A 25,681-nucleotide genomic window follows, 5' to 3' on the forward strand; every position below is an offset into this window, starting at 1 on the left:
TTGGGGCCGAGGGTCACCTTGACGGCGTCCGCGAGCTGGTTCATGCCGCGCTCGAGACCGCGCCGGGCGTCCTCGTTGAACGCGATCATTTTCGATGTCATTCCTGCTCCTGCTCTTGACGGGGCTCTCCGGGACGGCGCCCGCGACGGACGGCCCACCGGCGGGCGGCCAACCCGCCGACGGACCTCGCCGTCCCGGCACACGCCGTGTGGTTGGCACTCTCCAGGCGTGAGTGCCAGGCGCTCCACCGCACTCTATCCACAACTTGCGTGCCACGCACATAGTGCGTGGCGCGCAATTTCGATAGGGTTGCCCCATGAACGACGACGCGATGGACCTCCGGGCACGCAACAGCCAGGCCACCCGGGAGGCGATCAGCCATGCCGCGCTGAGCCTGGCCATCGAGCGAGGCCCCAACGGGCTGGCCCTTGTCCGCGTCCATGACATCGCCACGGCCGCGGGAGTCTCACCCCGCACCTACAACAACTACTTCTCGAGCAGGGCCGAGGCGATCTGCGCCTTCCAGGCCGACCAGTCCAGGCGCGTGGGGCAGGCGCTGCGCTCGCGGCCCGCCGGCGAGCCGCTCGACCAGGCCGTCACCGCGGCCGTGATCGAGCTCTACAGCGACCCCGAGCCCGACAAGGCCGGCCTGCGCATGATCATGTCGACGCCCGAGCTGGAGGGCGAGGCGCTGAAGGCGTTCACCATGGCGGAGGGTCCGCTCGCCGAGGCGATCGCGACGCGCACCGGCACCGACCCCGGACGCGACCTGTTCCCCGCCGTCACGGCCGCCGCGGTCGCCGGTGCCATCCGCGTGGCGGGGCGGCACTGGCTCGAGCCCGGCAACACCGAGTCCTTCGCCACCACCCTGCGCCGCGCCCTGTCCTGCGTCCTGCCCGTCGCGCCGCCCGATGCCCCGTCCCGGCGTCCCGGCGGCACCGGGTGAACGGCCTCGTACCTGAACCGAGGTTCACCTCAGGTTAGGGTTGGCCCATGCCGGAACCCGCGACGATCGCCGAGGAGCTGACCATCGGCGAGCTGTCCGAGCGCAGCGGCGTGCCCGCCTCGGCGCTGCGCTTCTACGAGCGGCGCGGGCTCATCGCCAGCCGCCGGACCACCGGTAACCAGCGCCGCTATCACCGCAGCACGCTGCGCCGGGTGGCGTTCATCCGCGCATCGCAGGGTGTCGGCATGCCGCTGTCGGTGATCGGGGGAGTGCTGGGCTTCCTCCCCGAGGGTGTCCCGCCCACCCGGGAGTTCTGGCTCAAGGCGTCGGCGTGCTGGAGCGAGGAGATCAACGCTCGCATCGAGAAGATGGAGCGGATGCGCGACCGGTTCACCGAGTGCATCGGCTGCGGCTGCCTGTCCTTCGAGCAGTGCGCGCTGATCAACCCCGGGGACACGCTCGCCGAGCACGGCCCGGGTCCCCGCCGCCTGCTGGGTCCCTGACACCGGCCCGGCGGCGACGGGCGGAAAGCCGGCGGCCGGCACCGGGGACATCGGGCGCCGGGCTTCACACGGAGGCCGTCGCGACCCGGTTGAACAACCGGCCGGCGAGGTCGACTCCCACGACCGCGCCGCCGGCGTCGCGGGTGAAGAAGCCGCGCTGCCCCTGGAAGGCGCCGCCGGTGATGACGTACTCGTCCCCGTCGCCGGGCAGCAGGCCGAAGTCGAACGGCGCGTGGTCGGCGGGCAGTTCGATGTCCGCCGAGGCCCTGATCTCCGGCTTGATGAGGACCTCCAGCCGTAGCACCGCCCCCTCCGCGGTGATGGTGAGCGTCATGGCGTCGTTCTCGTACCTCCCGGCGATCTCCCGGGCCCGGGCGTCGTCGTAGGGGAGCGGCTCGGGGTCCCGGTCGACCACCCCGAGATGGTGCGCAAGCGCCCAGCGCACGACGGCTCGGTTGAAGGCGAGACCCTCGTCCGGGCCGGCGTTGGACACCGCGACGACGGCGAAGCCGCGTTCGGGCACGGTGAGGAGCTCGGCCTTTGTTCAAGCCCTTGTCGGCCGGGCTCGGCGAGGCGTCCCGGTCGCCGGGCGGGCTCGCCGGCGGTGAACGGATCGCGGTCGGCCGCACGAATATTTAAGACTTGACTTATATAAGTGTTAGATGAAATTGTCGATGCCGTGCAGGCCTTCGAGGCGCTCGGTGACCCGGTGCGACGCCGGATATTGGAGCTGCTCGCCGGCGGTGAACGGAGCGCGGGCGCGGTCGGCGGGGTCATCCGGACGGAGTTCGGGATCTCGCAGCCGGCGGTGTCGCGGCACCTGCGGGTGCTGAGGGACTCCGGCTTCGTGACCGTCCGCGCGGACGGCACCCGGCGGCTGTACGCCGTCGAATCGGCACCCCTGCAGGAGGTCGACATCTGGCTGGAGCGCTTTCGCCGGTTCTGGAACCGGCACCTGGACACGCTGGGCGCCGAACTCGCGCGCGGCGGACGCGGGCCCCGGAAACGGCGCGAGGACGACGCCGGGATACCGCCCGCGGACAGATACCCCTCAACGAGGAACGAGGAAGACACGTGATCGACATCGTCAACCAGATCAACGCCACCCACCGGGAGATCGGCGACCTCCCGGTCGCCACCGGCCGAGGGCGGTCGCTGCTCCTGCGCCGCACCTACGACGCCTCGATCGAGGATGTGTGGAGCGCCTGCACCGACCCCGACCGGATCGGCCGATGGTTGGCCCCGGTCGACGGCGACCTGCGGCCCGGTGGCACGTACCAGCTCAAGAACAACGCCGGCGGGACGATCCTGCGCTGCGAGGAGCCCCATCTGATCAAGGTGACCTGGGCCCTCGGGGAGGGCATGAACACCGAGGTCGAGGTCCGCCTCGCGCGCGGCGAGGACGGCGGCACCGTCCTGGAGCTGGAGCACGCCTCTCCCGCCGAGATCGTCGACGAGCTGGTACGCACCTACGGGCCCGGCGGCACGATCGGAATCGGCGGTGGCTGGGACCTCGCGCTGCTCGGTCTCGACCTGTTCCTGCGCGGCACCGCGTTCGACCCCGAGAGCTGGGAGGACACGCCCGAGGCGAAGGAGTTCGCCACCCGTAGCTGCCACGCCTGGGGGCCCGCGATCCAGGCCGCCTGGGGAACCGGCGACGACGACCTCGCCGCGGCCATCGCGTTCGGGGTGCGGCACTTCGCCCCCGAGACCCCGGGGGACGACAACGGCTGATCGCCGCTGGACGCGGGCCGCACCGGCCTTGACCAGAACGCGGCCCATGAGCGAGGACATGGGCCGCGTCCGGGTCGAGGCCGGGCCCGTGGCGGTCAGCTCGGACAGGCGTCGCGGCAGGCGCCGAAGCGATCGGCGTCCGGCCGGGTGAAGGCGGTCTCCTGCGTTCCCCGCACCGCCTCGGACATCGCCTCCTTCCAGACCAGGCCGGGAAGCGACGTGCCGTCCACCCGCGGGTAGTGGCGGCCGCCGATGGTGACGTCGATCAGCGGGTGCCGGAACGCGCCGCGCGGGTCGCCGAGGCTGACGGCCGAGGCCAGGCCGGGGGTGTAACCGGCGTACCAGGCGGCGGTGAAGTCGGCGGTCGTGCCGGGCATGCCCGCCGCCTCGCGGCCGATGCCGCCGAGCGCGCCTTTCGCCAGGACCTCCGACAACACCGCGGTGACCGCGTCGGCCACCGCCGGATCCAGGACCTGGCCGCAGCGAGGCGGGAAGGAACGTGGGACCCCTGAGCCGTCGCGGATCTCCGTGATCACCGTCGGCTCGCAGAAGCGGCCGCGGGCGGCGAGGCTGGCGTAGGAGTTGGCCACCGAGACGGGGTCGACCTCGTTGACGCCCAGCGTGAACGTCTCGAACCCCCGGAGCGGCGTCCCGTCGGCGCGCCTGAGCCCGAGCCGCTCGGCCATCCTGACGGTCTCACACAAGCCGACCTTCTCCGTCAAGCGCATGAAGAAGGTGTTCACCGCCTTCTGGGTGCCCGAGCGCAGGGTGACGAACCGGTCCCCGCCCTTCTCCAGGTTCACGACGGTGTGGGCCGGATCGGCGACAGCCTCGTTCGCACAGTTTTTGAACGCCCCGTAGTCCGGGGCGCGGTACTCGTCCGAGATCTGGAAGCCGTCGTCGTGGCGCAGACCGGCGGCGAGTGCGGCGGCCAGGGTGTAGGGCATCGCCGTCGTGCCCTGCTGGAAGGCCACCTCGCCGGCGGTCTCACGGCTGGTGGCCATGGCCCTGATGGCGCCCTCACCCGGGACGATCATGACCTGGGTGACGACCTGCGGGTCGTCGCGGTGGACATGGGCGTCGACGGCCCGCTGCGCCGCCCGCTGGAGCCGCTGGTCGATCGTCGTACGGATCGTCAGGCCGCCGCCGGTGAGCAGCCGCGGGTCCTCGGCGAGAAGCCGCTCCCTGATCTGCCGGCACAGGGAGGGATACCCGCTGTTCGCGCAGTCGCCGGAGAACTCCTCGATGACGGCGCCCTCGACGTCCAGCAGCACGCTCTTTCCGGCCACGGGGGACGCGGAGGCGATGGAGGCGGCGGAGGCGGCGGCGGACCCCGAGACCAGGTGCTCCTCAGCCGGACCGCCGTCCGCGGGGTTCAGCAGCAACAGGAGAACCGCGACCAACGCCCCCGCCACGGTGATGCTCAGGAAAACCAGCAGTGCCCTCATCGTCGCCCTTCGGTGCGCCTCACTCCGTGTATGGATCATCCGCGAACGGCGTGGCGCGGGCAACCGGCCACGACGGCTCTCCTGCCCTTCGGTCCACGCATGAGGGATCCGTTCTCCGCGGTCAGGGGCAGGGGGTGACGGGAGCCCGCCAGAGGCCGGCCAGCGCGTCGACGAGCCCGACGGCGACGGCCTCCCAGCTCGCGTGGGTCGTTGACTCGCCCTCGTGCAGGGCGCGCTCGCGCTCGGCCAGCGCGTGCGCGAGGAGCAGGCGGGTCATGTCGCCGCGCTCGCGGTGCACCTCTTCCGGCAGGTCGGGCAGCAACCGCAGCATGCCGTCCAGGGTGCGCCGCATCGACGGTGTCGCCACGGACTCCTCGGTGACGATCTGGCGCAGGGCGGGCACGGCGGTGACCTGGGCCAGGCAGCGGGCCCGCCAGCTCGGCACGCCCAGCGCGTCGAGGTGGTCGGTGGCGGGTCGTACCAGGCAGGAGATCCACGCGCGCAGGTCGGCGGAGTCGCCGATCGCCTCCAGCATGCGCAGCCGCCGCTCCTCGGTCTCGGTGGTGTAGCGGCGGATGATCGCTCGTACCAGGTCGGCCTTGGTGCCGAAGTGGTAGCCGACGGCGAAGTTGTTCGCCTGCCCGGCGGCCTGGCCGATCTGCCGGTTGGAGACCTCGCCGACCCCGTGCTCGGCGAACAGCCGCTCGGCGACGTCCAGGATGGCTCCGCGCGTCTCCCGCGCCCGCTCCGTCCTGCCGGGCACGGTCCTCCCGCGCTTCGTCACGCCGGACGCGGTCCTGCTGGGGACGGTCTTTCCACGCTCCCTCTCGTCGTGCTCCGTCTTTCCGTGATCCGTCCGGCCGGGCACGGTCACCATCGGACCGGAACCTTCTCCAGCCCGCCGACCACGAGACCCTCGCGGCGCCTGAGCTCGGCGGCCGGGACGGCCAGCTCCAGCGTGGGCAGCCGCTCCAGCAGCACGCTCAGCACGGTCTGCAGCTCGGTGCGGGCCAGCGCCTGCCCCAGGCAGGAGTGCGGGCCGGCACCGAAGGTCACGTGCGGGTTGGGCGAGCGGTCCAGCCGCATCTCGCCGGCGCCCTCGAACTGCCTCTCGTCCCGGTTGGCCGAGGCCATGCTGCACACGACCGTCGTGCCCGCGGGCAGCTCCTCCTCCGCCACCGTGACCCCCTCGCTGAGGTACCGCGGCATACCGAAGCCGGGATTGGCGTCGAAACGCAGCACCTCCTCCACCGCCGAGCGGATCAGCGTGCGGTCGGCCAGCAGCGCCTCCCAGCGAGAACGGTCGGCCAGCAGCATCGACACCATTTTGCCGATCATGTTGGCGGTGGTCTCGTGCCCGGCAACCAGCAGGCCCTTGGCCGTCATCACCAGCAACTGCTCGGTCAGCCGCCCGTCCAGCCCTTCCACCATCGAGGCCAGCTCGCTCAGCAGGTCGTCGCCCGGCTCGGCCCGCTTGGTGTCGACGTGTGCCATCAGGTAGGCGTCGAACTCGCCCTGGGCGGCGTCGATCTCCTCCTGGCCGAACCTGGTCATGCTGAGCATGGTGTCCGACCAGTACGCGAACCTGTCCCGGTCGGAGTCGGGCACCCCGAGCAGGTCGCAGATCGCCCACACCGGCAACGGGAAGGCGACCGCGCTCACCAGGTCGGCGGGCTCGCCCTGGACGACCATCCGCTCGACCAGCCGCTCGGCCATCGCCTGGATCCTGGGCCGCATCGCGATGACCCGCTTGGCGGTGAACGCCCTGCCCACCAACTGCCGCCACGCCCGGTGGGTGTCGCCTGTCATGTCGCCGCCGCCGTCACCGCTGCGGCCGAACACGCCGCCCGACTCGTTGGCCGTCACCCGCGCCGCCCCCTCGGCGTCGAGCCGGCGGGTGAAACGCGGGTCCGACAGGACCTCCTTGACGTCCTGGTAACGCGTCAGCAGCAGCGCGGTGTCCCCGCTGGCCAGCCGGATCGGCGCGACCGGGCAGCCCTCCCGCAGCTCGGCCCACTCCCGCGGCGGCTCCAGCGCGCTGGGGTTGCGGAAGGGGTATTCGGGCGCCTCGGCGCTGAGCTCGCTCAAGATCACTCTCCCTCGGAGACCACGGTTGGCGTCATTTAAGTCGCCCGACTTATTCAGGTCAAGTAACTCGAATTCGCTCCTCACCGGAACCTCCCGAGCGCGGCGGCTCCAGCCGATCGTCGGCCATGACCGGACGGTACTTCGCGGTGCGATAATCGTGAGCCGTGACTGACAACCGCATCCCTCCTCCCTTCATCGGTGACGAGCGCGCCATGCTGAACAACTGGCTCGACTGGCACCGCGAGACCCTGGCCGTCAAGTGCGCGGGGCTCTCGGAGGAGCAACTCCGAGAGCGCTCGGTGCCGCCGTCGACCCTGTCGCTCCTCGGCCTGGTCCGCCACATGGCGCACGTGGAGCGCGTCTGGTTCCGCCGCGTGCTGAACGACGAGGACGTCCCCCTGCTGTACAAGACCGACGACCCCGACGCTGATTTCAACGACGTGGACACCGCCTCCGCCCAGGAGGCCTTCGCCACCTGGCGGGCCGAGATCGAGCTTGCCCGCAAGCTCTCGGCCGAGGTGCCGCTGGACGCCGTCGCGAAGCGGCAGCGCCACGGGCAGGACTGCTCCCACCGCTGGATCCTGGTCCACATGATCGAGGAGTACGCCCGGCACAACGGCCACGCCGACCTGCTGCGCGAGCGGATCGACGGTTTCACCGGCGAATAGGCGTCCTTCCCGGCGAGGCCCGCCGCACGACGGACGACGCACGACGGAGGACACGGAGGACACCCGATGGACATCGTTGACGAGATCAACCAGGCGCACCGCGAGCTGCTCGACGGCGAGCGCAAGGTCATGACGCTGCGGCGGCGCTACGACGCGGAGCCCGAGGACGTGTGGGACGCCTGCACGAACGCCGAGCGGCTGAGCCGCTGGTTCCAGCCCGTCACCGGGGACCTGCGGCCGGGGGGAACGTACCGGATCGAGGGCAACGCGGGCGGCGAGATCCTGCGCTGCGAGCCGCCCCGCCTGCTGAGGATCAGCTGGCTGTACGGCGATGACCCCGGTTTCTCCGAGGTGGAGGTGCGCCTGTCGGGGGAGGGCGGCGGCACCCTGTTCGAGCTGCGCCACACCGCCGACGTGCCGCCGGAGATGTGGACCGGCTACGGCCCCGGCGCCGTCGGCGTGGGCTGGGACCTCGCCTTCCTGGGCCTCGGCCTGCACCTGTCGGGCGCGCCCAAGGTCGACGAGGACACCTTCCACCTGACCGACGAGGGCCGGCGCTTCATCGCGGCCGGCAGCCAGGCCTGGGGCCGGGCCCACGAGGCCGCCGGAGGCCCGCCCGGCCAGGTCGCCGCCGCCGTCGCCGCCACCACCGCGTTCTACGCCCCGCAAGAGGAGCCGCCATGACCCGGGACGGGCGCTCTCCCCGCGCCGCCCCCGGGGGACCGTCGTTTTCGAAGATCGGCGGCGCGTCACCCATCGCTCCCACGGGCACGCCACGCGGACGGCACGGGCGCGAGCTGCCATCTTTGTCGCCGCCCGGCAAACGGACTACCCTCGCCCGTGACCGGTCCGAACGGACCTTCGAGTCCACGAGCCGTCGCGCGACCAAGATCACATCAGTCACATGTCATACCCGCCAGATGTCACACCATCCCGATGGGCGCGTTTGTGCGAGCCGCACAACTCCGGCCGCGAAACACGCTTAGTCCCCGCCATTCCGGTATCCGGAGGCAGTCGAGAGGATGTACCCCGGTTACGGCGGGGACGACCGCCGTGTTCACCGTCTTCGAAAGGCCCGCTCAGTGTTCAGTCGTGTCGCCATCGTCAACCGCGGTGAAGCCGCCATGCGGCTCATCCACGCCGTTCAGGACCTAGCCGCGGAGACGGGCACACGGATCGAGACCGTCGCCCTGTACACGGACTCCGACCGGACGGCCACGTTCGTCCGGGAGGCGGACATCGCCTACGACCTGGGACTCGCCGCGGACCGGCCCTATCTGGACCACGCGGTCCTCAGAAAGGCCCTGGTCGAGACCGGTGCGGACGCGGCCTGGGTCGGCTGGGGCTTCGTGGCGGAGGACCCGGCGTTCGCCGACCTGTGCGCCGAGATCGGCGTGACGTTCGTCGGCCCGAGCGCCGAGGCGATGCGCAGGCTGGGCGACAAGATCGGCTCGAAGCTGATCGCCGAAGAGGTCGGGGTGCCCGTCGCGCCGTGGAGCCGGGGTCCGGTGGAGACGCTGGAGGAGGCGAAGGCGGCGGCGGAGCGGATCGGCTACCCGCTGATGCTGAAGGCGACCGCGGGCGGCGGCGGCCGCGGTATCCGGATGGTCGCCGACGCCGACGAGCTGTCCCAGGCCTACGAGCTGACGCGCCAGGAGGCCGCGCGGGCGTTCGGCAGCGGCGTCGTGTTCCTGGAGCGCCTGGTGACGGGCGCCCGGCACGTCGAGGTGCAGGTCATCGCCGACGGGCAGGGCACCGCGTGGGCGCTGGGCGTGCGCGACTGCTCCGTGCAGCGGCGCAACCAGAAGATCATCGAGGAGTCCGCCTCCCCGGTCCTCGGCGCCGAGCAGGTCGCCGAGCTGAAGGCGTCGGCCGAGCGGCTCGTGCTCGCGGTGGACTACCGGGGCGCGGGCACCATCGAGTTCCTCTACCACCCCGGTGAGCGGCTGTTCGCGTTCCTCGAGGTCAACACGCGTCTGCAGGTCGAGCACCCGATCACCGAGATCACCACCGGCGTCGACCTGGTGAAGGCCCAGTTGCACGTCGCGGCGGGCGGCAGGCTCGAGGGGGACGCGCCACAGGAGTGGGGTCACGCCGTCGAGGCGCGCCTCAACGCCGAGGACCCCGACCGCGACTTCGCGCCCTCACCCGGCCGGATCGCGCGGCTGGCACTGCCCAGCGGCCCCGGCATCCGGGTGGACACCGGGTTCAGCGAGGGCGACACGATCCCCGCCGACTTCGACTCGATGATCGCCAAGATCATCGCGCATGGCCGTGACCGTACGGAGGCGCTGGCCCGCCTGCGCCGCGCGATGTCACAGACGACCGTCATCATCGAGGGCGGCGTGACGAACAAGGGCTTCGTCCGCACGCTGCTCGACGAGCCCGCGGTGATCGACGGGTCCGCCGACACCGGCTGGATCGACCGCGTGCGCGCCCAGGGCGCCCTCGTCGCGCACCGGCACTCCGCGATCGCGCTGATCGCCGCCGCCATCGAGGCCTACGAGGACGAGGAGGCCGTGACGCGGCAGCGCTTCCTGGCCGCCGCGCACGGCGGCCGCCCGCAGTCGCAGCACGAGAGCGGACGCGCGCTGGAGCTCAAGCTCCGCGACGTCGGCTACCGCGTCCAGGTCGCCCGCACCGGCGGCCACCGGTTCCGCATCGGCATCTCGGCGGGCGGCCCCCAGCACGCGGCCGACGTCGACATCGAGCGTTTCGACGAGCACAGCGGCCAGATCACCGTGAACGGCGTCCGCTTCAAGGTCGTCACGAGCACTCACGGCCCGATCCACCTGGTCGAGGTCGACGGCGTCACGCACCGGATCAGCCGCGACGAGGGCGGCATCGTACGCTCGCCGGTTCCCGCGCTCGTGGTGGCCACGCCGCTGCAGGCGGGCGACGAGGTCGAGGCCGGCGCGCCGCTGCTCGTGGTCGAGAGCATGAAGATGGAGACCGTGCTGCGCGCGCCGTTCCGCGGCCGCGTGCGGGAGCTCGCGGTGTCGGTCGGCAGCCAGGTGGAGGCGGGTGCCCGACTGCTGCGCCTGGAGCCGCTGGGCGACGGCGACGAGGCGGCCGGTCCCGTGGCCGAGGTGCGGGAGGTCGAGCTGGATCTGCCGGCCGAGCCGGCGGACGTGCCCGCGGCCGAGCGGGCCGCGCGCGGGCTGCAGGACCTGCGCAGCCTCCTGCTGGGCTTCGACATCGACTCGCGGGACGAGAAGCGCCTGCTCACCGGCTATCTGGCCGCGCGTGCCGAGCTCGCCGAGAAGGGCGAGCACGAGCCGGCCGGCGAGGTCGAGTTGCTGCGCCTGTTCGCCGACCTGAGCGAGCTGAGCCGCAACCGGCCCGCCGGGGAGGAGTCGAAGCCCGACTCCTCGGTGCACAGCCCCCGCGAGTACTTCCACACCTACCTGCAGTACCTGGACCCGGACCGGGCCGGGCTGTCGGAGAGCTTCCGGCAGCGGCTCGCGCACGTGCTGTCCCGCTACGGCGTCGAGGGCCTGGAGCGCACGCCGGAGCTGGAGGACGCGGTCTTCCGGATCTTCCTGGCCCAGCGGCGCGCGTCCACCGACGTCGCCGTGGTGACGACCCTGCTGCGCCAGTGGGTCAAGGAGTCCCCGCCCGCCGAGGCGGACCGCGTCACCGTCGGCCTGGCGCTGGAGCACCTGGTCGCCGCCACCCAGGTCCGGTTCCCGGCCGTCGCGGACCTGGCGCGCGGCGTGGTGTTCGCCTGGTTCGCCCAGCCGCTGCTGCGCCGCACCCGCGCCAAGGTCTACACGGCCGTACGCAAGCACCTGCGCCACCTCGACCGGCACCCGGACGCGCCCGACCGCGCCGAGCGGATCTCCGCCATGGTCGCCAGCGCCGAGCCGCTCGTCCGGCTGGTCGGCCAGCGGATCGGCCGCGAGGGCGCGGACCCCGTGCCGCTGCTCGAGGTGCTGAGCCGCCGCTACTACGGCAACCGCGCGCTCGGCGACATCCGGGTGAGCAAGATGGCGGGCTGCACGTTCGTCGTCGCCGACCACCGCACCACGACCGGCAACGGCCGTGTCGTGGCCACCGCGGTCGACTTCCTGGCGCTGACCGAGGCGGTCAAGGCGGTCGACGAGTTCGCCGGTGACGGCGAGCTGGTGGCGGACATCTACCTGACCTGGTCGGACGGCCCGAGCGACCCCGACGAGATGGCCGAGCGCCTGCGCGAGGTCATTGTCGCGCAGCAGCCGTCGAACCGGGTCGGCCGCATCGTCACGACCGTCGCGGGCAACAGCGGCGCCGTGATGCACCACCACTTCACCTTCCGGCCGTCCGCGGACGGCTTCGCGGAGGAACGGCTGCTGCGCGGCCTGCACCCGCGCATCGCCGAGCGCATGCAGCTGGAACGGCTGCGCGACTTCGACCTCACCCGGCTGCCCGCCCCCGACGAGGAGGTCTACCTCTTCCGGGCCACGGCGCGGCAGAACCCGTCCGACGAGCGCCTCGTCGCGTTGGGGCAGGTCCGCGACCTGACCCCGCTGCGCGACGACGAGGGCAGGCTCGTCGCGCTGCCCGCGGCCGAGAACATCCTGGCCACGTGCCTCGACGCGATCCGCCGGGCCAAGAAGCCCGGCGCGAAGACGTCCGCCACCAACCGGATCGTCATCTACGTGTGGCCGCCGAACGACCTCTCGCCGGAGGACCTGAACACCGTGGCGAAGCGCGTGCTGCCGACGACGGCGGGCGCGGGCCTGGAGGAGGTGCTCTTCCTCGGCAGGCGCCGCGACGGCGCCACCGGCGAGCTCGTCGACATCGCCGTGCGGATCGGCTACGACGTGGGCTCCGGCGTGCAGCTGTCCGTCGTGCCGCCGCCGACCGAGCCCATCGAGCCGCTGGACGACTACCGCCAGGAGGTGCTGCGCGCGCACAGCCGAGGCACGCACCACCCGTACGAGCTGACCGCCATGCTCGCCGGGCCGTTCGGCTCGTTCACCGAGTACGACCTGGACGAGCGGTCGGAGCTGGTGCCGGTGAACAGGCCCAAGGGGCGCAACACCGCCGCCCTCGTCGCGGGCGTCGTCAGCACGCCCACGTCGCGCCACCCGGAGGGCATGACCCGCGTCGTGCTGCTGGGCGACCCGACGAAGGCGCTCGGCGCGCTGTCCGAGCCCGAGTGCGCGCGGGTGATCGCCGCGCTCGACCTGGCCGAGCGGATGCGGGTGCCGCTGGAGTGGTTCGCGCTCTCCGCGGGCGCCCGGATCTCGATGTCGTCCGGCACCGAGAACATGGACTGGGTGGCGGCCGCGCTGAAGCGGATCGTGAACTTCACCCAGGACGGCGGTGAGATCAACATCGTGGTCGCGGGCATCAACGTCGGCGCCCAGCCGTACTGGAACGCCGAGGCCACGATGCTCATGCACACCAAGGGCATCCTGGTGATGACGCCGGACTCCGCGATGGTGCTGACGGGCAAGCAGTCGCTCGACTTCTCCGGCGGCGTGTCGGCCGAGGACAACCACGGCATCGGCGGGTACGACCGGATCATGGGCCCGAACGGCCAGGCACAGTACTGGGCGCCGGACATCCGCGGCGCTCGGGAGATCCTGATGTCGCACTACGACCACAGTTACATCGCGCCGGGGGAGAGCGGGCCGCGCAGGACGGTCACCGGCGACCCGGTGGACCGCGACGTGTCGACGTTCCCGCACAGCGTGCCGGACAGCGACTTCACGACGGTGGGCCAGATCTTCTCCGTCGAGTCCAACCCGGACCGCAAGAAGCCGTTCGACATCCGCACCGTCATGCGCGCGCTGTCCGATCAGGACCACCCGGTGCTGGAGCGGTGGGCGGGCATGGCCGACGCGGACACCGCCGCGACCTGGGACGTCCACCTCGGCGGCCGGCCGGTGTGCCTGCTGGGCATCGAGTCCAGGTCCGTGCCGCGTCGCGGGTTCCCGCCCACCGACGGCCCGGACACCTACACCGCGGGCACCCTGTTCCCGAGGTCGTCCAAGAAGGCCGCCCGGGCCATCAACGCCGCCAGCGGGAACCGCCCGCTGGTCGTGCTGGCCAACCTGTCGGGGTTCGACGGGTCGCCCGAGTCGATGCGCAAGCTGCAGCTGGAGTACGGCGCGGAGATCGGCCGCGCGGTGGTGAACTTCAAGGGCCCCATCGTGTTCTGCGTGATCTCCCGGTACCACGGCGGCGCGTTCGTGGTGTTCTCCAAGGCGCTCAACCCGAACATGACCGTGCTCGCGGTCGAGGGCTCGTTCGCCTCGGTGCTCGGCGGTGCTCCGGCCGCCGCGGTGGTCTTCGCGCGCGACGTCGACAAGCGGACCGGCAACGACCCCCGCGTGCTCGCGCTCGCCGCCCGTGTCGCGGAGGCACCGGCCGCCACGCGGGCCGCGCTGGCCACCGAGCTGGCCGAGCTGCGGTCGTCCGTGCGAGCCGAGAAGCTCACCGAGGTGGCCACCGAGTTCGACCGCGTGCACAGCATCCAGCGGGCGGTCGACGTCGGTTCGGTGGACATGATCATCAGCTGCGCCGAGCTGCGGCCGAAGATCATTGAGGCGGTCGAGAGGGGCCTCGCCCGGCAGGTCTGACCCGGTCCCGGAGCCGGAGGCCCACGCCTTCGCCTCTGCCGTCCTCCGGCCGGCAGAGGCCGCGCTCTCCGGCCGCCGACTCGAACGGGGAGTCGTGGGGCGGCACGCGTCGTGCCGCCCCACGAACGGGATCGTCCGCGAGAAGACGGTTCGCGAGCGACGATTCCGCCTCGTGGCGGGAGTCTCACCTTCTGACCCCTCACCGACCGCTGCGAGGACTCCCATGGCCCACGACGGAACGCCGCCCGACACGACCGATCCGGAACCGAAGGCGGATCTCCGCCGCGCGTCCGACATCTGGCCGCTGATCCACGCCGAACGAGCGGCCCTCGCGGCGGACCTGGCGAACCTGACCGGCGAGCAGTGGACGACGCCGTCGCTGTGCACCGGGTTGACCGTGCGTGAGGTGCTGGCGCACCTCACCTCGGCGGCGAGCCTCACCCCGGTGCGGTGGCTGGCGGGCGTGATCCGCTGCCGCTTCGACTTCGACAGGCAGGTCGCCATGCGGCTCGCCGAGCAGCTGGGGGCGACCGCGGCCGAGACGCATGACAGTTTCCGCCGCGTCGTCACGAGCACCACCGGGCGTTCCCCCTTGAATGTGGACACCTTGGAGACTGGATCTTGAGGTCCAGGGGAAGAGATGTCACTGATGGTGATGAAGAACTACCCGCCCGAGTTCAAGGCCGACGCGGTGGCGTTGGTGTTGTCGAGGCCGGACCGGACGATCACGTCGATCGCGCGGGATGTGGGGGTCAGCCGCGAGACGCTGCGAGTCTGGGTGCGTGCCGCGCAGGCCCGCGGTGAAGGCGGAGCCGGCGCGGCCGCGGTGGGTAAGAGCGCGTCGGGCCGGCACGTACCCTCGGACGACGTGCTGGAAGAGGAGAACAAGCAGCTCAAGGCGCGGATCCGGGAGCTGGAGCAAGAGCGGGACATCCTGCGCAGGGCCGCGAAGCTTTTCGCGGGCGAGACGAACTGGTGAACCGCTTCCAGTTCGTTGACGATCACAAGGCGCTCTACGGGGTGAAGCGGTTGTGCCGGGTGCTACAGGTATCGCGCTCAGGCTTCTACCGGTGGCTGAAGGGCGCCGGTGCGCGGCCGGCCCGCCGCCAGGCCGAGGAGGATCTGGCCCGGCGGATGCGGCGGATTCACACCGAGTATGAGGGCACCCATGGCTCGCCCCGGATGACGGCTGAGTTGCGTGCGGCCGGGATCGAGGTCAACCACAAGCGGGTTGAGCGGGTGATGCGCCAGTACGGCATCGTCGGGCTGCATCTGCGCAAGAAGGTCCGCACCACGGTGCCGGAGCCGGATGCCCGGCCGGTGGCGGACCTGCTCCACCGCGACTTCACCGCTGAGCGGCCAAACAGCCGCTACGTGGGTGACATCACGTATCTGCCCGTTGGGGGCGGCATGTTCCTCTATCTGGCCACGGTCGTGGATCTGTATTCGCGTCGTCTGGTGGGCTGGTCGATCGCCGACCACATGCGCACCGAACTCGTCGTCGACGCGTTACAGGCTGCCGCGCACACCCGGGGCGGCCGCTTGGAGGGCGCGGTCTTCCACAGCGACAACGGGGCCCAGTACTGCTCGCGAGAGTTCGAGCAGGCCTGTCGTCGGCTCGGCGTCACCCGCTCGCGAGGAGCGGTCGCAACCAGCGCCGACAATGCCTTGGCCGAGTCGTTCGACGCGACCCTCAAACGCGAAACCCTGCAGGGCTCACATCGCTGGCCCGACGCCCGCACCGCCCGCCTGACGGTGTTTCGCTGGATCACCCGCTACAACACGGTCAGACGGCACTCCCGTCTCGGCCAAATGAGCCCGATCGACTACGGGGAGAGGGCAGATAACCTGAAGGCTGCCGCCTGAGATCGGTGTCCACATTCAGGGGGGAACCCCCGCGACGCGGAAAGGGACATCAAAGCGCGGACCCTACAGGAGTGGCGCCGCCGACTACGAGGTCGAAGGGGAGAACATTATCTAGGGTTGGAGGACCCTTCCAGCAGGTCAGAAGACGATGATCTCTTCTTTCACGTAGGCCAAATGACCGAACGCAGCCCGGATCCAAGAAGGCCCGTCGGCAAGAGTCGCGCCACACGGCCCAAATCAGCGGCGTGGCTGCAGGTCGCGGTGCGCGACGATATTACATACGGAGGGCAGGTTTCGGTTCGGGCGTTTGGGGACGAGTCAGGCGCCTTGCGAAGCGATAACGCTGGATTGGACATTTCCGCAGGTCGCGCTACTCGTTAACACCCCCTGTGTCAAGCCGCCTTGGGGCTTCCGATTCCAGCGTTGCTTTGGGGCGGCGCTGGCTCGGTTTGCGGCACACCCCACTCGGCCAAGCGTGGCTACGCCCGGGGTTGCGGGCGCGGACCTGCAGGCCAGATGGCTGTCACTGGACCGCCATGGTCTTTCCCATCGCGCATAATCTACTATAGGTAATGAATTAGTTACTTTACGTAGTTGGGCGGCCTATTAAGTCGGGATCGAAGAGGTCCCTGACCTCGTCCCATCGGAGATCCGTCATGTTGCCTGGTCGCGAGGCATCGGCAAATGGGATTTTAGAGCCGGTCGTCAGACCAGCGAGGCCAGCGCCACGCACACCACGAACGGGACGGGGATGAGCACGGCAGAGCCAAGCCACGCCGCCAGCCGTCGTCTATGCCAGAGTGGGAGGCATACGTCGATCACGATTATCTGTGTCAAGGTGAGTAGACCGGTTGTCACCAGTAAAATGGTGATGAAAAACCCGTTCTCGAGGGTCTCGTAGTTGCAGTTGGTGGGCTCGGCAAGGGCGCAGTCCATCGGCATGTACTCGGTCAGCAGCCACCACGCCAGATAGAACGGCACCATGGCGGGCACACCAAGTCCGAGGTTCGCCAGAGCGGGACCCCATAGGCCGCTTCTTGCTCGCCCCTTGCGCCCGGCATGCGCATCAGTCATGGTCACGCTCTCACCTCGTGGGCCCGTCTGGCCAGATCTGCACCGGCTTGATTGATCCTTAACCCTGCCACGGACGGCAGCGGACGTCTGGGGGATCTTGATACACGTAGCCGTCGGGTCTGTCAATCAAACGGCTCTGGCTCACTTTCGGTGGTAACCAAGCGTGCTCACAGGTGATGAGGAGGCGCTGGAGACGAATCAGGCGGCCAGAAGGGTGTCGTGGCGCGGTCCGGCGAGCAGGGGGCACGGGCGACCGCGCGGTCGCACAGGCGTCTGATAAGGAAACCGCCCAGCTCCGCGACGTCAGCTTGATGCGCACGTTCCGTCACCACCGAAAGTGAGCCAGAGCCGTTTTTTCTACAGTCCCGGTTGTGCAGTGCCGTCAAGAAGGCGGCCAGGGCGTCGGCCGCCTCCGCGCCGCGCGTGACGGGGGCGCGGCCGGCGGGCTCGCCCGGAACCCAGGTGGTGACGATCCAGGGACGCGGGAACCGCGCGGAGGGCTCACCAAGGCGTTGCGGGACGGGAACCGGCAGTGGAAGGCGCGGGGCGAGGGCGGGCAGCCAGGTGTGCTCCTTGAGTAGCAGTTCGTCCGCGGTGTCCCCACCCAGGGCAACCGGACAGCGAGGTCGTCGCCGAGCCGCCAGAGCTGGTTGGCCCAGCCCCGCGCGCCGAGCCTCACAGGGTGATCGGCCAGGTCGGGGTGCTGGTCGCGCAGCAGATCCCGCACCAACTGCGCAGTGATAACCATCGCGGTGTGAGTCATGCGGCGCACCGGTAGCCGGATGGCGAGCTGTGGGGCGAGGGGACGACCACGGTCGCCTCCGACTCCACGCACGTGCGGGTTCACTTCTCCTTGGCCGGGGAGAACCCCTCGATGGCCCCGTGCAGCACCTTCCTGAACGTTTCGCTGCCGGTGTGTCCGGAGTCGGCCACCACGTGCAGCTCGGCGTCCGGCCAGACCTCGGTCAGCTCTCAGGCCGTCTGGAGAGGGCTGCCCAGGTCCAGGCGGCCGTGGATCAGGGCGCCGGGGATGCCGGCCAGCCGGTCCGCGTTGCGCAGCAGCACGTCCTCTTCCAGCCAGGCGGCGTTGGCGAAGTAGTGTGCGCAGATGCGGGTCCAACTCCAGAAGTGTCGTTATATCGGCTCCGTTCTGGTGTGCGTTAGACGTCTAAGAGAAGTGCCGGTTTGGGTCGGTACGTCATCTACGGAGAAAACATGACGATTAAGCAGTACCTCGGCCTGCTTGTCTTCAGGACTTCACATGGCCCGTACCCGGATCCCCGATCGCCCAGCGGCGGTGGTTTCGACAGCAGCAGGAGTTCGCGCCGCCGGAGGCGTCGCCGCTGACGGCGCCCGAGAGGCGAACAAGCATGATGTGGCCAGGACCGGCGCAAGTGCGACTCTCTTCAGGAGAGCGCCCTTCGGTGACGGCACCTGGCCCCGTGCCGCCCGCCCCCCTTTTCCACCCCTGCTGACGAAAGGTGCCGGATCTGCCCGACCAGCTTGACTGGCGCCGACGAGATCTCGTGTCCCCGGATGCAGCGGTAGAAGCCGCCCGGCTGCGGCCAGCACAGCCGGCAATACCCCTTCTTGATCGGGACCTCGCAGTGGCAGCTTGCGCACTGGCCGACTTGGTGGAGCTGGCCGAAGGTGTAGCAGGCGCGGCAGTATCGCCCCGGGAGCACGCCCCAGGCATGGCAGCCCACGCAGGTCGCCGCCGGCTTGGTCGGGGAGCTGACCGACGACCTGCAGGCGCAGGTCCAGGCCGGCCGGACCGACAGCTTCACCACCGAGGTGCCGCAGGAGAACGTCCTGCTCAGCATTCTGGTGATGAAGCCCCATCAGACGGGTGGCAGCGACCGTCCGTCCCGACGTCGCTACGGTCGGACAATCCCTGATTCGTAGGCGATGATGACGAGGTGGACGCGGTCGCGGCCGTCGAGCTTGGTGAGCAGCCGTGACACGTGGGCTTTGGCGGTGGCCACGCTGATGTGGAGGCGGGCGGCGATCTCGCCGTTGGACAGCCCTCGTCCGACGAGGGTCAGCACCTCGCGTTCGCGCTCGGTGATGCCCTCGACGGGACGCGGGTGCGATGGGGGTCGGCGCCCTTCCCCGGTCTCCGGGCGGGCGGCGAACTCTGCGATGAGCCGCCGCGTGACGCTGGGCGCGATCAGCGCGTCCCCGGCGGCGACCACGCGGATCGCCATGAGGATGTCGTCCAGCGCCATGTCCTTGACGAGGAAGCCGCTGGCGCCGGAGCGGAGCGCGGCGTACACGTGGTCGTCGTCGTCGAAGGTGGTGAGGACGAGGACCCGTGGCGCGGCCGGGCCCGCCGTGATCAGCCGGGTCGCCTCGATGCCGTCCATGCCGGGCATGCGGATGTCCATCACGATCACGTCGATCCGGATGTCCCGGGCCAGTCGCACCGCTTCGGCGCCGGTCCCGGCCTCCGCGACGACCTCCAGGTCCGGCGTGTCGGCCATCAGAACGCGCAAGCCGGCACGGACGAGCGGCTGATCGTCGACGAGGACGACGCGAACCGTCATGGGACGTGAGCTCCTTCGGACAGGGGCAGCCGGGCGGTCACGCGGAAGCCGCCCCCGGGACGTGGTCCGGCGGTGAACTCGCCGCACAGCAGGTTGACCCGCTCGCGCATGCCGACGATGCCATGGCCGAGGCCGCCGGTGCCGCCGGTGCGGCCGCCGCGTCCGTCGTCTTCGACCTCGACGCGCACCTCGCCGTCCCGGTAGCCGATCGTCACCCGGCACTCGCAGGCGTCTGCGTGGCGCAGCACATTGGTGAGCGCCTCCTGGACGATGCGGAACGCGGCCAGATCGACCTCGGCGGGAAGCGACCGCCGTTCGCCGAGCCGTCTCACCTCGACCCGGACGCCTGCGTCTCTCGTCGCCGCGACCAGCCGGTCGAGATCGGCGAGCCCGGGGGCAGGGTCGAGGGACGCGGCTTCCGCCGCGGAAGGCGGCGGGGTCCCCGGTTGCGGGCGGCGCAGCGCGACCAGGGTGCGGCGTAGTCCGGAGAGGGCGTCCCTGCTGGTGTTCTCGATGGTGGCGAGCGCGTTGCGGGCCTCGGCCGGTTGCGTGTCGAAGACCCGTCTGCCCACGCCCGCCTGGATGGCGATGATCCCGATGCTGTGCGCGATCACGTCGTGCAACTCGCGGGCGATGCGGAGCCGTTCGCCGGTGACGGCCTCGGCCGCGGTCCTGGCCCGCAGCTCGGCCGCGTGCTCGCGGCGCTCCCGCACTGCCCTGCCGCTCATCCACACGGTGATCAGCGCGAGGACGAGAACCACGACGGTGCCGACGAACACGTCTCGCCGGACACCGAGGTAGGTCGCGGAGCCGATCTGCACGGCGAGCGTCATGCCGGCGGCGAGGAACGCGATACGGCGCGGGCGGTTGGCCACGATGTGGCCGACGCCGACGTCGGTCGCGAGAACGGACAGGTACAGCAGCTCCGGATAGGGCCGCGTGGCCGCCGCGGCGACCATGCCGGCGAGCATCAGCGCCAGGGCCGCCACCGGGCTGCGCCGCAGCAGCGCGATGGGCAGCAGCGTGGCGGCGGCCGACAGGAACAGGCGCAGCCCGGCCGAACGATAGGGCCCCGCCTGCACGGCGAGGGCCAGGGCGAACGGGTAGGCGCAGGCCCCCGCCCAGGCGAGAAGCGCACGCACCCTCAGCCAGGGGCGGTCGGTGGCGGGCATAGGGGCGATCGTAGTTGCCCGGCCCGGCGGCGGCGTCGGCCCGTGGTCGTACGACCACGGGCTACCCCGCCCCCGCAGTTGTGGCCCGTGGGCCGACGCCGCGCCAGCCGGGCCACGGCACCGTGGGGTGGGTGATCGAAATTCACGAACTGACCAAGCGCTACGGCCGGACCACCGCCGTCAAAGACCTGACCTTCACCGTCCGCCCAGGTCACGTCACCGGGTTCCTCGGCCCCAACGGCGCCGGGAAGAGCACCACCCTGCGGCTGCTCCTCGGCCTGCAGCAGCCCACCGGCGGAACGGCCACCATCGACGGCCGCCCGTTCCGGGATCGCCCGCGCGGGTTGCGGCAGGTCGGGGCGCTGCTCGACGCCCATGACGTGTACGGCGGACGTACCGCGGCGACGCATCTGCTCGCGCTGGCCCGGGGCAACGGCATCCCGCGCAGCAGAGTGGCGCAGGTTCTGGAGGAGGTGGGCCTGGCGAGCGCGGCACGACGCCGTGTCAGCGGGTTCTCCCTCGGCATGAAGCAGCGGCTCGGGATCGCCGCCGCGCTGCTCGGGGACCCGCCCGTGCTGCTGTTCGACGAGCCGATCAACGGCCTGGACCCCGAGGGGGTGCGCTGGGCACGCGGCCTGTTCCGGCGGCTGGCCGCCGAGGGGCGCACCGTGTTCGTCTCCAGCCACCTGATGAGCGAGATGGAGAGCACCGCCGAGCACCTCGTCGTCATCGGCCGGGGCGAGCTGATCGCCGAGGAGAGCGCGGCGCGGTTCGCCGCCCGCGGCGCCCGGCCGAGCGTGACCGTCCGGGCCGCCGACACCGCCACGTTGACGGCCGTACTGACCGCCGAGGGCGCCACGGTCCGGCCGCCCGACCCCGGCGAGGACGCACCCCTTACGGTGGCCGGCTTGAGCGCGGCCCGTATCGGCGAACTCGCCTGCCACCACCGGATCCCGCTGGCCGAACTCGCCACCCGTACCTCCTCGCTGGAGGAGGCCTTCATGGATGTCACCGCGCACAGCGTGGAATTCCGGACAGGAGACTCCCGATGACCACAGCAGTACCCTCGCGGGCGATCGCCGCCGCACGCGCCGTCGAGCACCGCGACCGCTTCGGCGACCTCCTTGCCGCCGAGTGGATCAAACTGTGGTCCCTGCGCTTCATGCCCTGGGCGTTCGGGCTCGGCGCCCTGATCGTCATCGGGATCAACCTGAACGCCACCGTCACGGACTACACGAACTACCCACTCTTCCCGCCGGAGATCCGGGACACGTTCGTACCGATCCGGGCGATGCGCGACGCCTTCACGCCCGGCGCCGGCCTGGTTCTCATGCTCGTCGCTGGCGGCATCGGCGCCCTCACGATCGTCAGCGAGTACAGCTCCGGGCAGATCCGCACGACCTTCGCCGCCGTACCCGCGCGGCGCGCCGTACTCGCCGCCAAGATGACCGTCGTGACGGCGTGCACGCTCGCCTACGGCGCCGTCGTCGCGGGAACGTCCTTCGGCGTGACCCAGGCCATCCTGTCCGGCCGGCACCTCGCCCTGCCGCTCGGTCACCCCGGCGTGCTGCGCGCCATCGCGGCCTCAGCCCTGCTCGCGCCGGTGTGCGCACTGGTCGGCCTCGCCATCGGCGTGTGCGTCCGGCACACCGCCGCCGCCATCGCGACGATCACCGGCGTCCTGCTGCTGCCGTCACTGCTCGACGAGCGCGATGAACGATCGGCCGCCCTCTTGCACGCGCTGCCACGGGGGGCATGGGATCGGCTGACCGAGGTCGGTCACTCCCCGCTGCCGGTTCCCCACCCGGCGTCGATTACCGGATCATGGACGGTGTACGCCGCCTGGTCGCTCGGCGCGGCGGCCATCTCCATGATCATCGTCTACCGCCGTGACCTCTGACCTCACCGGCCCTCCGATGGCACAGCCACAGCGTCACCGGCTGAGCGAAAGTCGACCGGTCGGCCAGCAACTCGGCCAGCCGGTAGCCGGCAGTGTCGGGATCGGCTTCGGCCAGCGCGCGCAGTTCGTCGAGACGGTCCTGCTCGGCCAGCAGCCGGGCCAGCAACGAGAGGGCCTCAGGACGGTCGGCGGTGGCGACGTCAACAGGGCGATGGCCTCCTCTGCCTGCCCCTGCTCGGCCAACGCTTCAGCCAGCCGGTGAGCGGCAACGGGGTGTCCCTGCTCGGCCAGCGCGCGAAGGTCGTCGATGCGACCGTGCTGAGCCGGCAGCGTGACCAGTTCACCGGTGGTGACTCGGCTGTCGACGTCGACCAGCGCCCGCAGCTCTGCGAGCGGGGCGTGCTCCACCAGAAGCTCTAGGAGCTGGCGGACGACAGAGCAAACGCCCGTGTGGGCCAGGGCTCGCAACGCGGCGATGGCCTCGTCCACCTCGCCCTTCTCGAGCAACAGCTCGTGCCGGGCTCACCGGCGGGGTGGACGGCCTCGACACGGGTCCGGTGCGCAGCTCGGCGCCGCGCTCGATCAGCGCGGCGGCGTAGCGCTTTAGGTAGGCGACGACCTCGTCGCGGCGCGGGTAACGCTCAGGGCCGCCGACTTGCTGCAGGCCCTGCGCGAGCGGCGCCCTACGAACGATTGGAACCCTCTTCCAACGAAACGTTCCGGCGCGGTGCAGGCGGGGGTGAACACCGCCCCGCGGCAGCCGGGGCCGAGGAAACGTGACGTGAACAGCCCGTATGACCCTGAGTTAAAGAGGCGCGCGGCTTGAGCTGGGATTTTCCGAACTTGCGTGCTAGATGTCCTAGCTGCAGGGCATCATGGACCTGCTAACCACTACATGTGGTGATTCGTGCAGTCCCAGCGGTGACGCCCTGCGACCCCTGTAGCGGTTCGGGGCCGAACCGGGCTGGTGTTTGGCCTGCCAGTAGGAGTGGAACGGCCAACCGGGCTTAGTGTCACATGTTTTGACGCCATGGGTCTGACCAGAGCGGACTTGCCCGATGGCGGATTTGGCAGAGCCTAGAGCCATGCACCAGACCCATTTGCCGCCGGAACTTACAACCAGGTCGCGGTCGGCGATTACCGATTCGTGGGTGCTGCGTCCACGGGAATGGTGGCGAGCAGCGCACGGGTCTCGGCAACGACGCGGTCAGCGAAAGCAAGGTCACGGACTTGAGCGGGGCCAACCATCGGCTGGCCGTTCTCGTCGTAGTACGCCCCTGTCCGATCCGACCTGTCGGTCAGTACCCCGGTGATCATCCGGGCGGCGCGCTTCGGGGTGCTCCAGTACTTGATGAGGGGCGCGAGCGGCGCGGCGAAGTACTTCGCCAGAAACCGGGCGGCGGCGTTCGCGTCGCGGCCGAGGCCGGTGCCCGGCATGAAGCCCGGTTCGACCGCGTTGAAGCGCAGCCGCGGAGTCTCACGCGCGAACGCGAGCACGGTGGCGAGGTTGCACTGCTTCGAGGTGACGTAAGCGTCGAAGCCAGCTTTGGACGAGCCGCCGGGCTTCCATTCGCCGCGCAAGCTGGCTTCTGCCGAGATGTAGCGCCCGCCGCGGAAGCCGGCGACGGCCGCGGGCTTCCGCTCCGAATCCTCGACGGCCGAGCAGACGAACACGACGTTCGCACCGTCGGAAAGGTGCGGAATGAGCGCCTCCGTCAGTGCGAATGGTCCGAGGTGATTGGTCGTGAAGGCGAGGTTCCACCCCTGTGCGATTTGATCGGCGCGGGTCGGCACGATGCCCGCGTTGTTGAGCAGGCCGGCGATCGGAAGACCGAGCGCGACGATCCGTGCGGCCGCGCGCCGCACGCTCGGGATGTCGGAGAAGTCGCAGACCACCGATACCGCGTGACCCTGGGGCCGCGCGTTGATCTTGGCTTCGACCTCTGCGAGCTTGTTCGGGTCGCGGCCCACCAGCACGACGGAGCCGTGCTCGGCGAGCCTGAGCGCGGTGCGCCGGCCGATTCCGGACGTCGGCCCGGTGATGATCCACGTCCTGGCCTGCGATGTGCTGCGGCTGGAGTTTGGCACGTCGGTTCCCTCACGGTGGAGATTATGGGGATGGATGGAGATCAGACGGTGGGCGCAGCGGAGGAGCCGGCCAGCACCCGCCAAATGGCGTCGAACGCGACACTGCCGCGGGCCTCGGCCTCGGTGCGGGCGACCCTGGACAGCCAGGGCATCGCCTACGCACAGATCAGGTTCGTCCCGACCGCGACCTCGGCGGCCCTGCAGGTCTTCCTGTCCACCCCGGACAACGTGGGGGACTGGGGCCGCATCAGCCGGTACGTGCCCACGCCCAACCGGGCTCCCCCGGCCGCCCGAGCCCGCACCGCCAGCGACAGCAGGCTCGAGGCTGGCTCCGGCGCGTGCCCCTGTTCCGCAACGGGCCGCCGCCTCCAGCCCTGCCCGCGAGAAAGTCCTTGAGGCCCAGCTTGCGCGGCTGCGGGGTTTGGACGGCGGGCCCACGCGCGACCCTGCCTCCGCGCCCAGGCCTCCCCGCCCACGTGAGTCAGAGCCCACTCGGCGGCACGCGCCCGCAGTGAGGGTGCCCGCGCCCCGCTCCGACGAGCAGATCGCCAGCGAGTTCAAGGACACCATCGCGCACCTGGAAGAGGCGCTGGTCCTGGGAGACCGCAAGAACAAGGCCCGGTGCGCACGGCGCCTGCACGCACTGCGCCAGGCCCACCGCAAGAGCCTGTCCAGCGACGACAACCGAGCAATCAAGGCCCTGCTCAGGCGGGCCAGTACCAACTGACCGCCTGCCTCCCGCGCCGGTCCCGTGCTCGCGCTCGCCTGAATGTGACCGGGGCGGAACACCATGGCCCAGCCGTCGTGGAAGCCGAACCTGAGGCGGCCCCGGGCTGGACGGTCGACCTGCACGGCCCCGCCGGCCTGCGGATGATCGGCCCGGGCGGCGCGCTGTATGACGGCGACCTGCAGACGGATCCGGCCTGGCGGCAGGCCACCACCGGCGCGGGCGTTTGCCTGCTGCTTGGTCGGCACCGGACCGCGCCTGCACCAAGCCCCGGCGAGCATGCGGGAGGCCCTGACCCGTATGAATGAGGTGGCGCGCGAGGGCCGGCTGGCCGGTAGCCTGGTGACCG

At 70.8% G+C, this 25,681-nt stretch carries 24 protein-coding genes and 2 pseudogenes; 15 read left to right on the forward strand and 11 right to left on the reverse strand.

The annotated features are described in order from the left end of the window. Positions 1 to 316: 316 nt before the first annotated feature. Together ACVCAG_RS40410 and soxR are read left to right on the forward strand one after the other, a co-directional pair. Complete coding sequence (locus tag ACVCAG_RS40410) at positions 317 to 946, forward strand: acyl-CoA-like ligand-binding transcription factor (protein ID WP_440088705.1); 630 nt, start codon at positions 317 to 319, stop codon at positions 944 to 946. 47 nt (positions 947 to 993) lie between these two features. Next, positions 994 to 1,449 (forward strand): redox-sensitive transcriptional activator SoxR, encoded by a 456-nt coding sequence (gene soxR, locus ACVCAG_RS40415; protein WP_440088706.1) that lies wholly within the window; start codon positions 994 to 996, stop codon positions 1,447 to 1,449. A 64-nt stretch (positions 1,450 to 1,513) separates the two neighbouring features. On the opposite strand, the gene ACVCAG_RS40420 is transcribed toward soxR, so the two are convergent. Beyond that, a complete protein-coding gene (locus ACVCAG_RS40420; protein ID WP_440088707.1) occupies positions 1,514 to 1,972 on the reverse strand; it encodes a hypothetical protein in 459 nt (152 codons plus the stop codon). 132 nt (positions 1,973 to 2,104) lie between these two features. On the opposite strand from ACVCAG_RS40420, the gene ACVCAG_RS40425 reads away from it, so the two are divergent. Beyond that, positions 2,105 to 2,527 (forward strand): metalloregulator ArsR/SmtB family transcription factor, encoded by a 423-nt coding sequence (locus tag ACVCAG_RS40425; RefSeq protein WP_440088709.1) that lies wholly within the window; start codon positions 2,105 to 2,107, stop codon positions 2,525 to 2,527. Beyond that, positions 2,524 to 3,183, forward strand: coding sequence for an SRPBCC domain-containing protein (locus ACVCAG_RS40430; RefSeq protein WP_440088711.1), 660 nt, complete (start codon positions 2,524 to 2,526; stop codon positions 3,181 to 3,183). The genes ACVCAG_RS40425 and ACVCAG_RS40430 overlap by 4 nt, the downstream gene beginning before the upstream one ends. Positions 3,184 to 3,278: 95 nt before the next feature. On the opposite strand, the gene ACVCAG_RS40435 is transcribed toward ACVCAG_RS40430, so the two are convergent. The 3 genes from ACVCAG_RS40435 to ACVCAG_RS40445 all read right to left on the reverse strand — a co-directional run bounded on the left by ACVCAG_RS40435 (position 3,279) and on the right by ACVCAG_RS40445 (position 6,719). Continuing rightward, positions 3,279 to 4,631, reverse strand: a complete 1,353-nt coding sequence (locus ACVCAG_RS40435) for a penicillin-binding transpeptidase domain-containing protein (RefSeq protein ID WP_440088713.1) — start codon at positions 4,629 to 4,631, stop codon at positions 3,279 to 3,281. A 121-nt stretch (positions 4,632 to 4,752) separates the two neighbouring features. Then, a complete protein-coding gene (locus tag ACVCAG_RS40440; protein ID WP_447191378.1) occupies positions 4,753 to 5,508 on the reverse strand; it encodes a TetR/AcrR family transcriptional regulator in 756 nt (251 codons plus the stop codon). Then, on the reverse strand, positions 5,502 to 6,719 hold the full coding sequence (locus ACVCAG_RS40445) for a cytochrome P450 (RefSeq protein ID WP_440088716.1): 1,218 nt from the start codon (positions 6,717 to 6,719) through the stop codon (positions 5,502 to 5,504). Before ACVCAG_RS40445 ends, ACVCAG_RS40440 begins: the two co-directional genes overlap by 7 nt. Before the next feature lie 164 nt (positions 6,720 to 6,883). On the opposite strand from ACVCAG_RS40445, the gene ACVCAG_RS40450 reads away from it, so the two are divergent. The 5 genes and pseudogenes from ACVCAG_RS40450 (at position 6,884) to ACVCAG_RS40470 (ending at position 15,825) form a co-directional block, all read left to right on the forward strand. After that, positions 6,884 to 7,387 carry a DinB family protein gene (locus ACVCAG_RS40450; RefSeq protein WP_440088717.1) on the forward strand — a complete coding sequence of 168 codons (504 nt, stop codon included), beginning with the start codon at positions 6,884 to 6,886 and terminating at the stop codon, positions 7,385 to 7,387. A 66-nt stretch (positions 7,388 to 7,453) separates the two neighbouring features. Beyond that, a complete protein-coding gene (locus ACVCAG_RS40455) occupies positions 7,454 to 8,071 on the forward strand; it encodes an SRPBCC domain-containing protein (protein ID WP_440088718.1) in 618 nt (205 codons plus the stop codon). A 398-nt stretch (positions 8,072 to 8,469) separates the two neighbouring features. After that, positions 8,470 to 13,959, forward strand: a complete 5,490-nt coding sequence (locus ACVCAG_RS40460) for an ATP-binding protein (protein ID WP_447191379.1) — start codon at positions 8,470 to 8,472, stop codon at positions 13,957 to 13,959. A gap of 223 nt (positions 13,960 to 14,182) precedes the next feature. After that, positions 14,183 to 14,539, forward strand: a pseudogene (locus ACVCAG_RS40465) (maleylpyruvate isomerase family mycothiol-dependent enzyme); the annotation flags it as partial. A gap of 69 nt (positions 14,540 to 14,608) precedes the next feature. Beyond that, positions 14,609 to 15,825, forward strand: a protein-coding gene (locus ACVCAG_RS40470) for an IS3 family transposase (RefSeq protein WP_447191416.1) whose coding sequence is annotated in 2 segments (ribosomal slippage) — positions 14,609 to 14,912 and positions 14,912 to 15,825 — 1,218 coding nt in all. Because the reading frame shifts where the segments join, the coding sequence is not laid out codon by codon here. Positions 15,826 to 16,530: 705 nt separating this feature from the next. Here the strand turns inward: ACVCAG_RS40470 and ACVCAG_RS40475 are convergent. The 5 genes and pseudogenes from ACVCAG_RS40475 to ACVCAG_RS40495 form a co-directional block, all read right to left on the reverse strand. Continuing rightward, positions 16,531 to 16,905 (reverse strand): hypothetical protein, encoded by a 375-nt coding sequence (locus ACVCAG_RS40475; RefSeq protein ID WP_447191380.1) that lies wholly within the window; start codon positions 16,903 to 16,905, stop codon positions 16,531 to 16,533. A 365-nt stretch (positions 16,906 to 17,270) separates the two neighbouring features. Beyond that, positions 17,271 to 17,662, reverse strand: a pseudogene (locus tag ACVCAG_RS40480) (phosphotransferase); the annotation flags it as partial. A gap of 643 nt (positions 17,663 to 18,305) precedes the next feature. Further along, on the reverse strand, positions 18,306 to 18,722 hold the full coding sequence (locus ACVCAG_RS40485) for a hypothetical protein (RefSeq protein WP_447191381.1): 417 nt from the start codon (positions 18,720 to 18,722) through the stop codon (positions 18,306 to 18,308). Positions 18,723 to 18,776: 54 nt separating this feature from the next. Next, positions 18,777 to 19,445, reverse strand: a complete 669-nt coding sequence (locus tag ACVCAG_RS40490) for a response regulator (RefSeq protein WP_447191382.1) — start codon at positions 19,443 to 19,445, stop codon at positions 18,777 to 18,779. Next, the gene (locus tag ACVCAG_RS40495) at positions 19,442 to 20,617 is read right to left on the reverse strand and encodes a sensor histidine kinase (protein WP_447191383.1); all 1,176 of its coding nucleotides are present in this window, start codon (positions 20,615 to 20,617) and stop codon (positions 19,442 to 19,444) included. The genes ACVCAG_RS40490 and ACVCAG_RS40495 overlap by 4 nt, the downstream gene beginning before the upstream one ends. Before the next feature lie 131 nt (positions 20,618 to 20,748). Here ACVCAG_RS40495 and ACVCAG_RS40500 point away from each other — a divergent pair, with 131 nt between their 5' ends. Then, positions 20,749 to 21,669 carry an ABC transporter ATP-binding protein gene (locus ACVCAG_RS40500; RefSeq protein ID WP_447191384.1) on the forward strand — a complete coding sequence of 307 codons (921 nt, stop codon included), beginning with the start codon at positions 20,749 to 20,751 and terminating at the stop codon, positions 21,667 to 21,669. Beyond that, a complete protein-coding gene (locus ACVCAG_RS40505) occupies positions 21,666 to 22,517 on the forward strand; it encodes a hypothetical protein (RefSeq protein ID WP_447191385.1) in 852 nt (283 codons plus the stop codon). Before ACVCAG_RS40500 ends, ACVCAG_RS40505 begins: the two co-directional genes overlap by 4 nt. On the opposite strand, the gene ACVCAG_RS40510 is transcribed toward ACVCAG_RS40505, so the two are convergent. Next, positions 22,492 to 22,683 carry a hypothetical protein gene (locus ACVCAG_RS40510; RefSeq protein ID WP_447191386.1) on the reverse strand — a complete coding sequence of 64 codons (192 nt, stop codon included), beginning with the start codon at positions 22,681 to 22,683 and terminating at the stop codon, positions 22,492 to 22,494. The two genes, ACVCAG_RS40505 and ACVCAG_RS40510, sit on opposite strands and share 26 nt — an antisense overlap. A gap of 92 nt (positions 22,684 to 22,775) precedes the next feature. On the opposite strand from ACVCAG_RS40510, the gene ACVCAG_RS40515 reads away from it, so the two are divergent. Continuing rightward, positions 22,776 to 22,937 carry a hypothetical protein gene (locus ACVCAG_RS40515; RefSeq protein ID WP_447191387.1) on the forward strand — a complete coding sequence of 54 codons (162 nt, stop codon included), beginning with the start codon at positions 22,776 to 22,778 and terminating at the stop codon, positions 22,935 to 22,937. Positions 22,938 to 23,654: 717 nt separating this feature from the next. Here ACVCAG_RS40515 and ACVCAG_RS40520 read toward each other — a convergent pair. After that, the gene (locus ACVCAG_RS40520) at positions 23,655 to 24,605 is read right to left on the reverse strand and encodes an SDR family NAD(P)-dependent oxidoreductase (RefSeq protein ID WP_447191388.1); all 951 of its coding nucleotides are present in this window, start codon (positions 24,603 to 24,605) and stop codon (positions 23,655 to 23,657) included. Positions 24,606 to 24,653: 48 nt separating this feature from the next. On the opposite strand from ACVCAG_RS40520, the gene ACVCAG_RS40525 reads away from it, so the two are divergent. The 3 genes from ACVCAG_RS40525 (at position 24,654) to ACVCAG_RS40535 (ending at position 25,640) form a co-directional block, all read left to right on the forward strand. Further along, positions 24,654 to 25,001 carry a hypothetical protein gene (locus ACVCAG_RS40525; protein WP_447191389.1) on the forward strand — a complete coding sequence of 116 codons (348 nt, stop codon included), beginning with the start codon at positions 24,654 to 24,656 and terminating at the stop codon, positions 24,999 to 25,001. 115 nt (positions 25,002 to 25,116) lie between these two features. After that, positions 25,117 to 25,332 carry a hypothetical protein gene (locus ACVCAG_RS40530; protein WP_447191390.1) on the forward strand — a complete coding sequence of 72 codons (216 nt, stop codon included), beginning with the start codon at positions 25,117 to 25,119 and terminating at the stop codon, positions 25,330 to 25,332. A 77-nt stretch (positions 25,333 to 25,409) separates the two neighbouring features. Further along, positions 25,410 to 25,640 (forward strand): hypothetical protein, encoded by a 231-nt coding sequence (locus ACVCAG_RS40535; protein ID WP_447191391.1) that lies wholly within the window; start codon positions 25,410 to 25,412, stop codon positions 25,638 to 25,640. The last annotated feature ends 41 nt before the right edge of the window (positions 25,641 to 25,681 follow it).

This window comes from Streptosporangium sp. G12 (assembly GCF_052983175.1).

Coding starts and splice junctions, on each gene's coding strand:
- ACVCAG_RS40410 (WP_440088705.1), top strand. CDS start 317: ATGAACGACGACGCGATGGACCTCCGGGCACGCAACAGCCAGGCCACC.
- soxR (WP_440088706.1), top strand. CDS start 994: ATGCCGGAACCCGCGACGATCGCCGAGGAGCTGACCATCGGCGAGCTG.
- ACVCAG_RS40435 (WP_440088713.1), bottom strand. CDS start 4,631: ATGAGGGCACTGCTGGTTTTCCTGAGCATCACCGTGGCGGGGGCGTTG.
- ACVCAG_RS40440 (WP_447191378.1), bottom strand. CDS start 5,508: ATGGTGACCGTGCCCGGCCGGACGGATCACGGAAAGACGGAGCACGAC.
- ACVCAG_RS40455 (WP_440088718.1), top strand. CDS start 7,454: ATGGACATCGTTGACGAGATCAACCAGGCGCACCGCGAGCTGCTCGAC.
- ACVCAG_RS40485 (WP_447191381.1), bottom strand. CDS start 18,722: ATGCTGAGCAGGACGTTCTCCTGCGGCACCTCGGTGGTGAAGCTGTCG.
- ACVCAG_RS40490 (WP_447191382.1), bottom strand. CDS start 19,445: ATGACGGTTCGCGTCGTCCTCGTCGACGATCAGCCGCTCGTCCGTGCC.
- ACVCAG_RS40495 (WP_447191383.1), bottom strand. CDS start 20,617: ATGCCCGCCACCGACCGCCCCTGGCTGAGGGTGCGTGCGCTTCTCGCC.
- ACVCAG_RS40505 (WP_447191385.1), top strand. CDS start 21,666: ATGACCACAGCAGTACCCTCGCGGGCGATCGCCGCCGCACGCGCCGTC.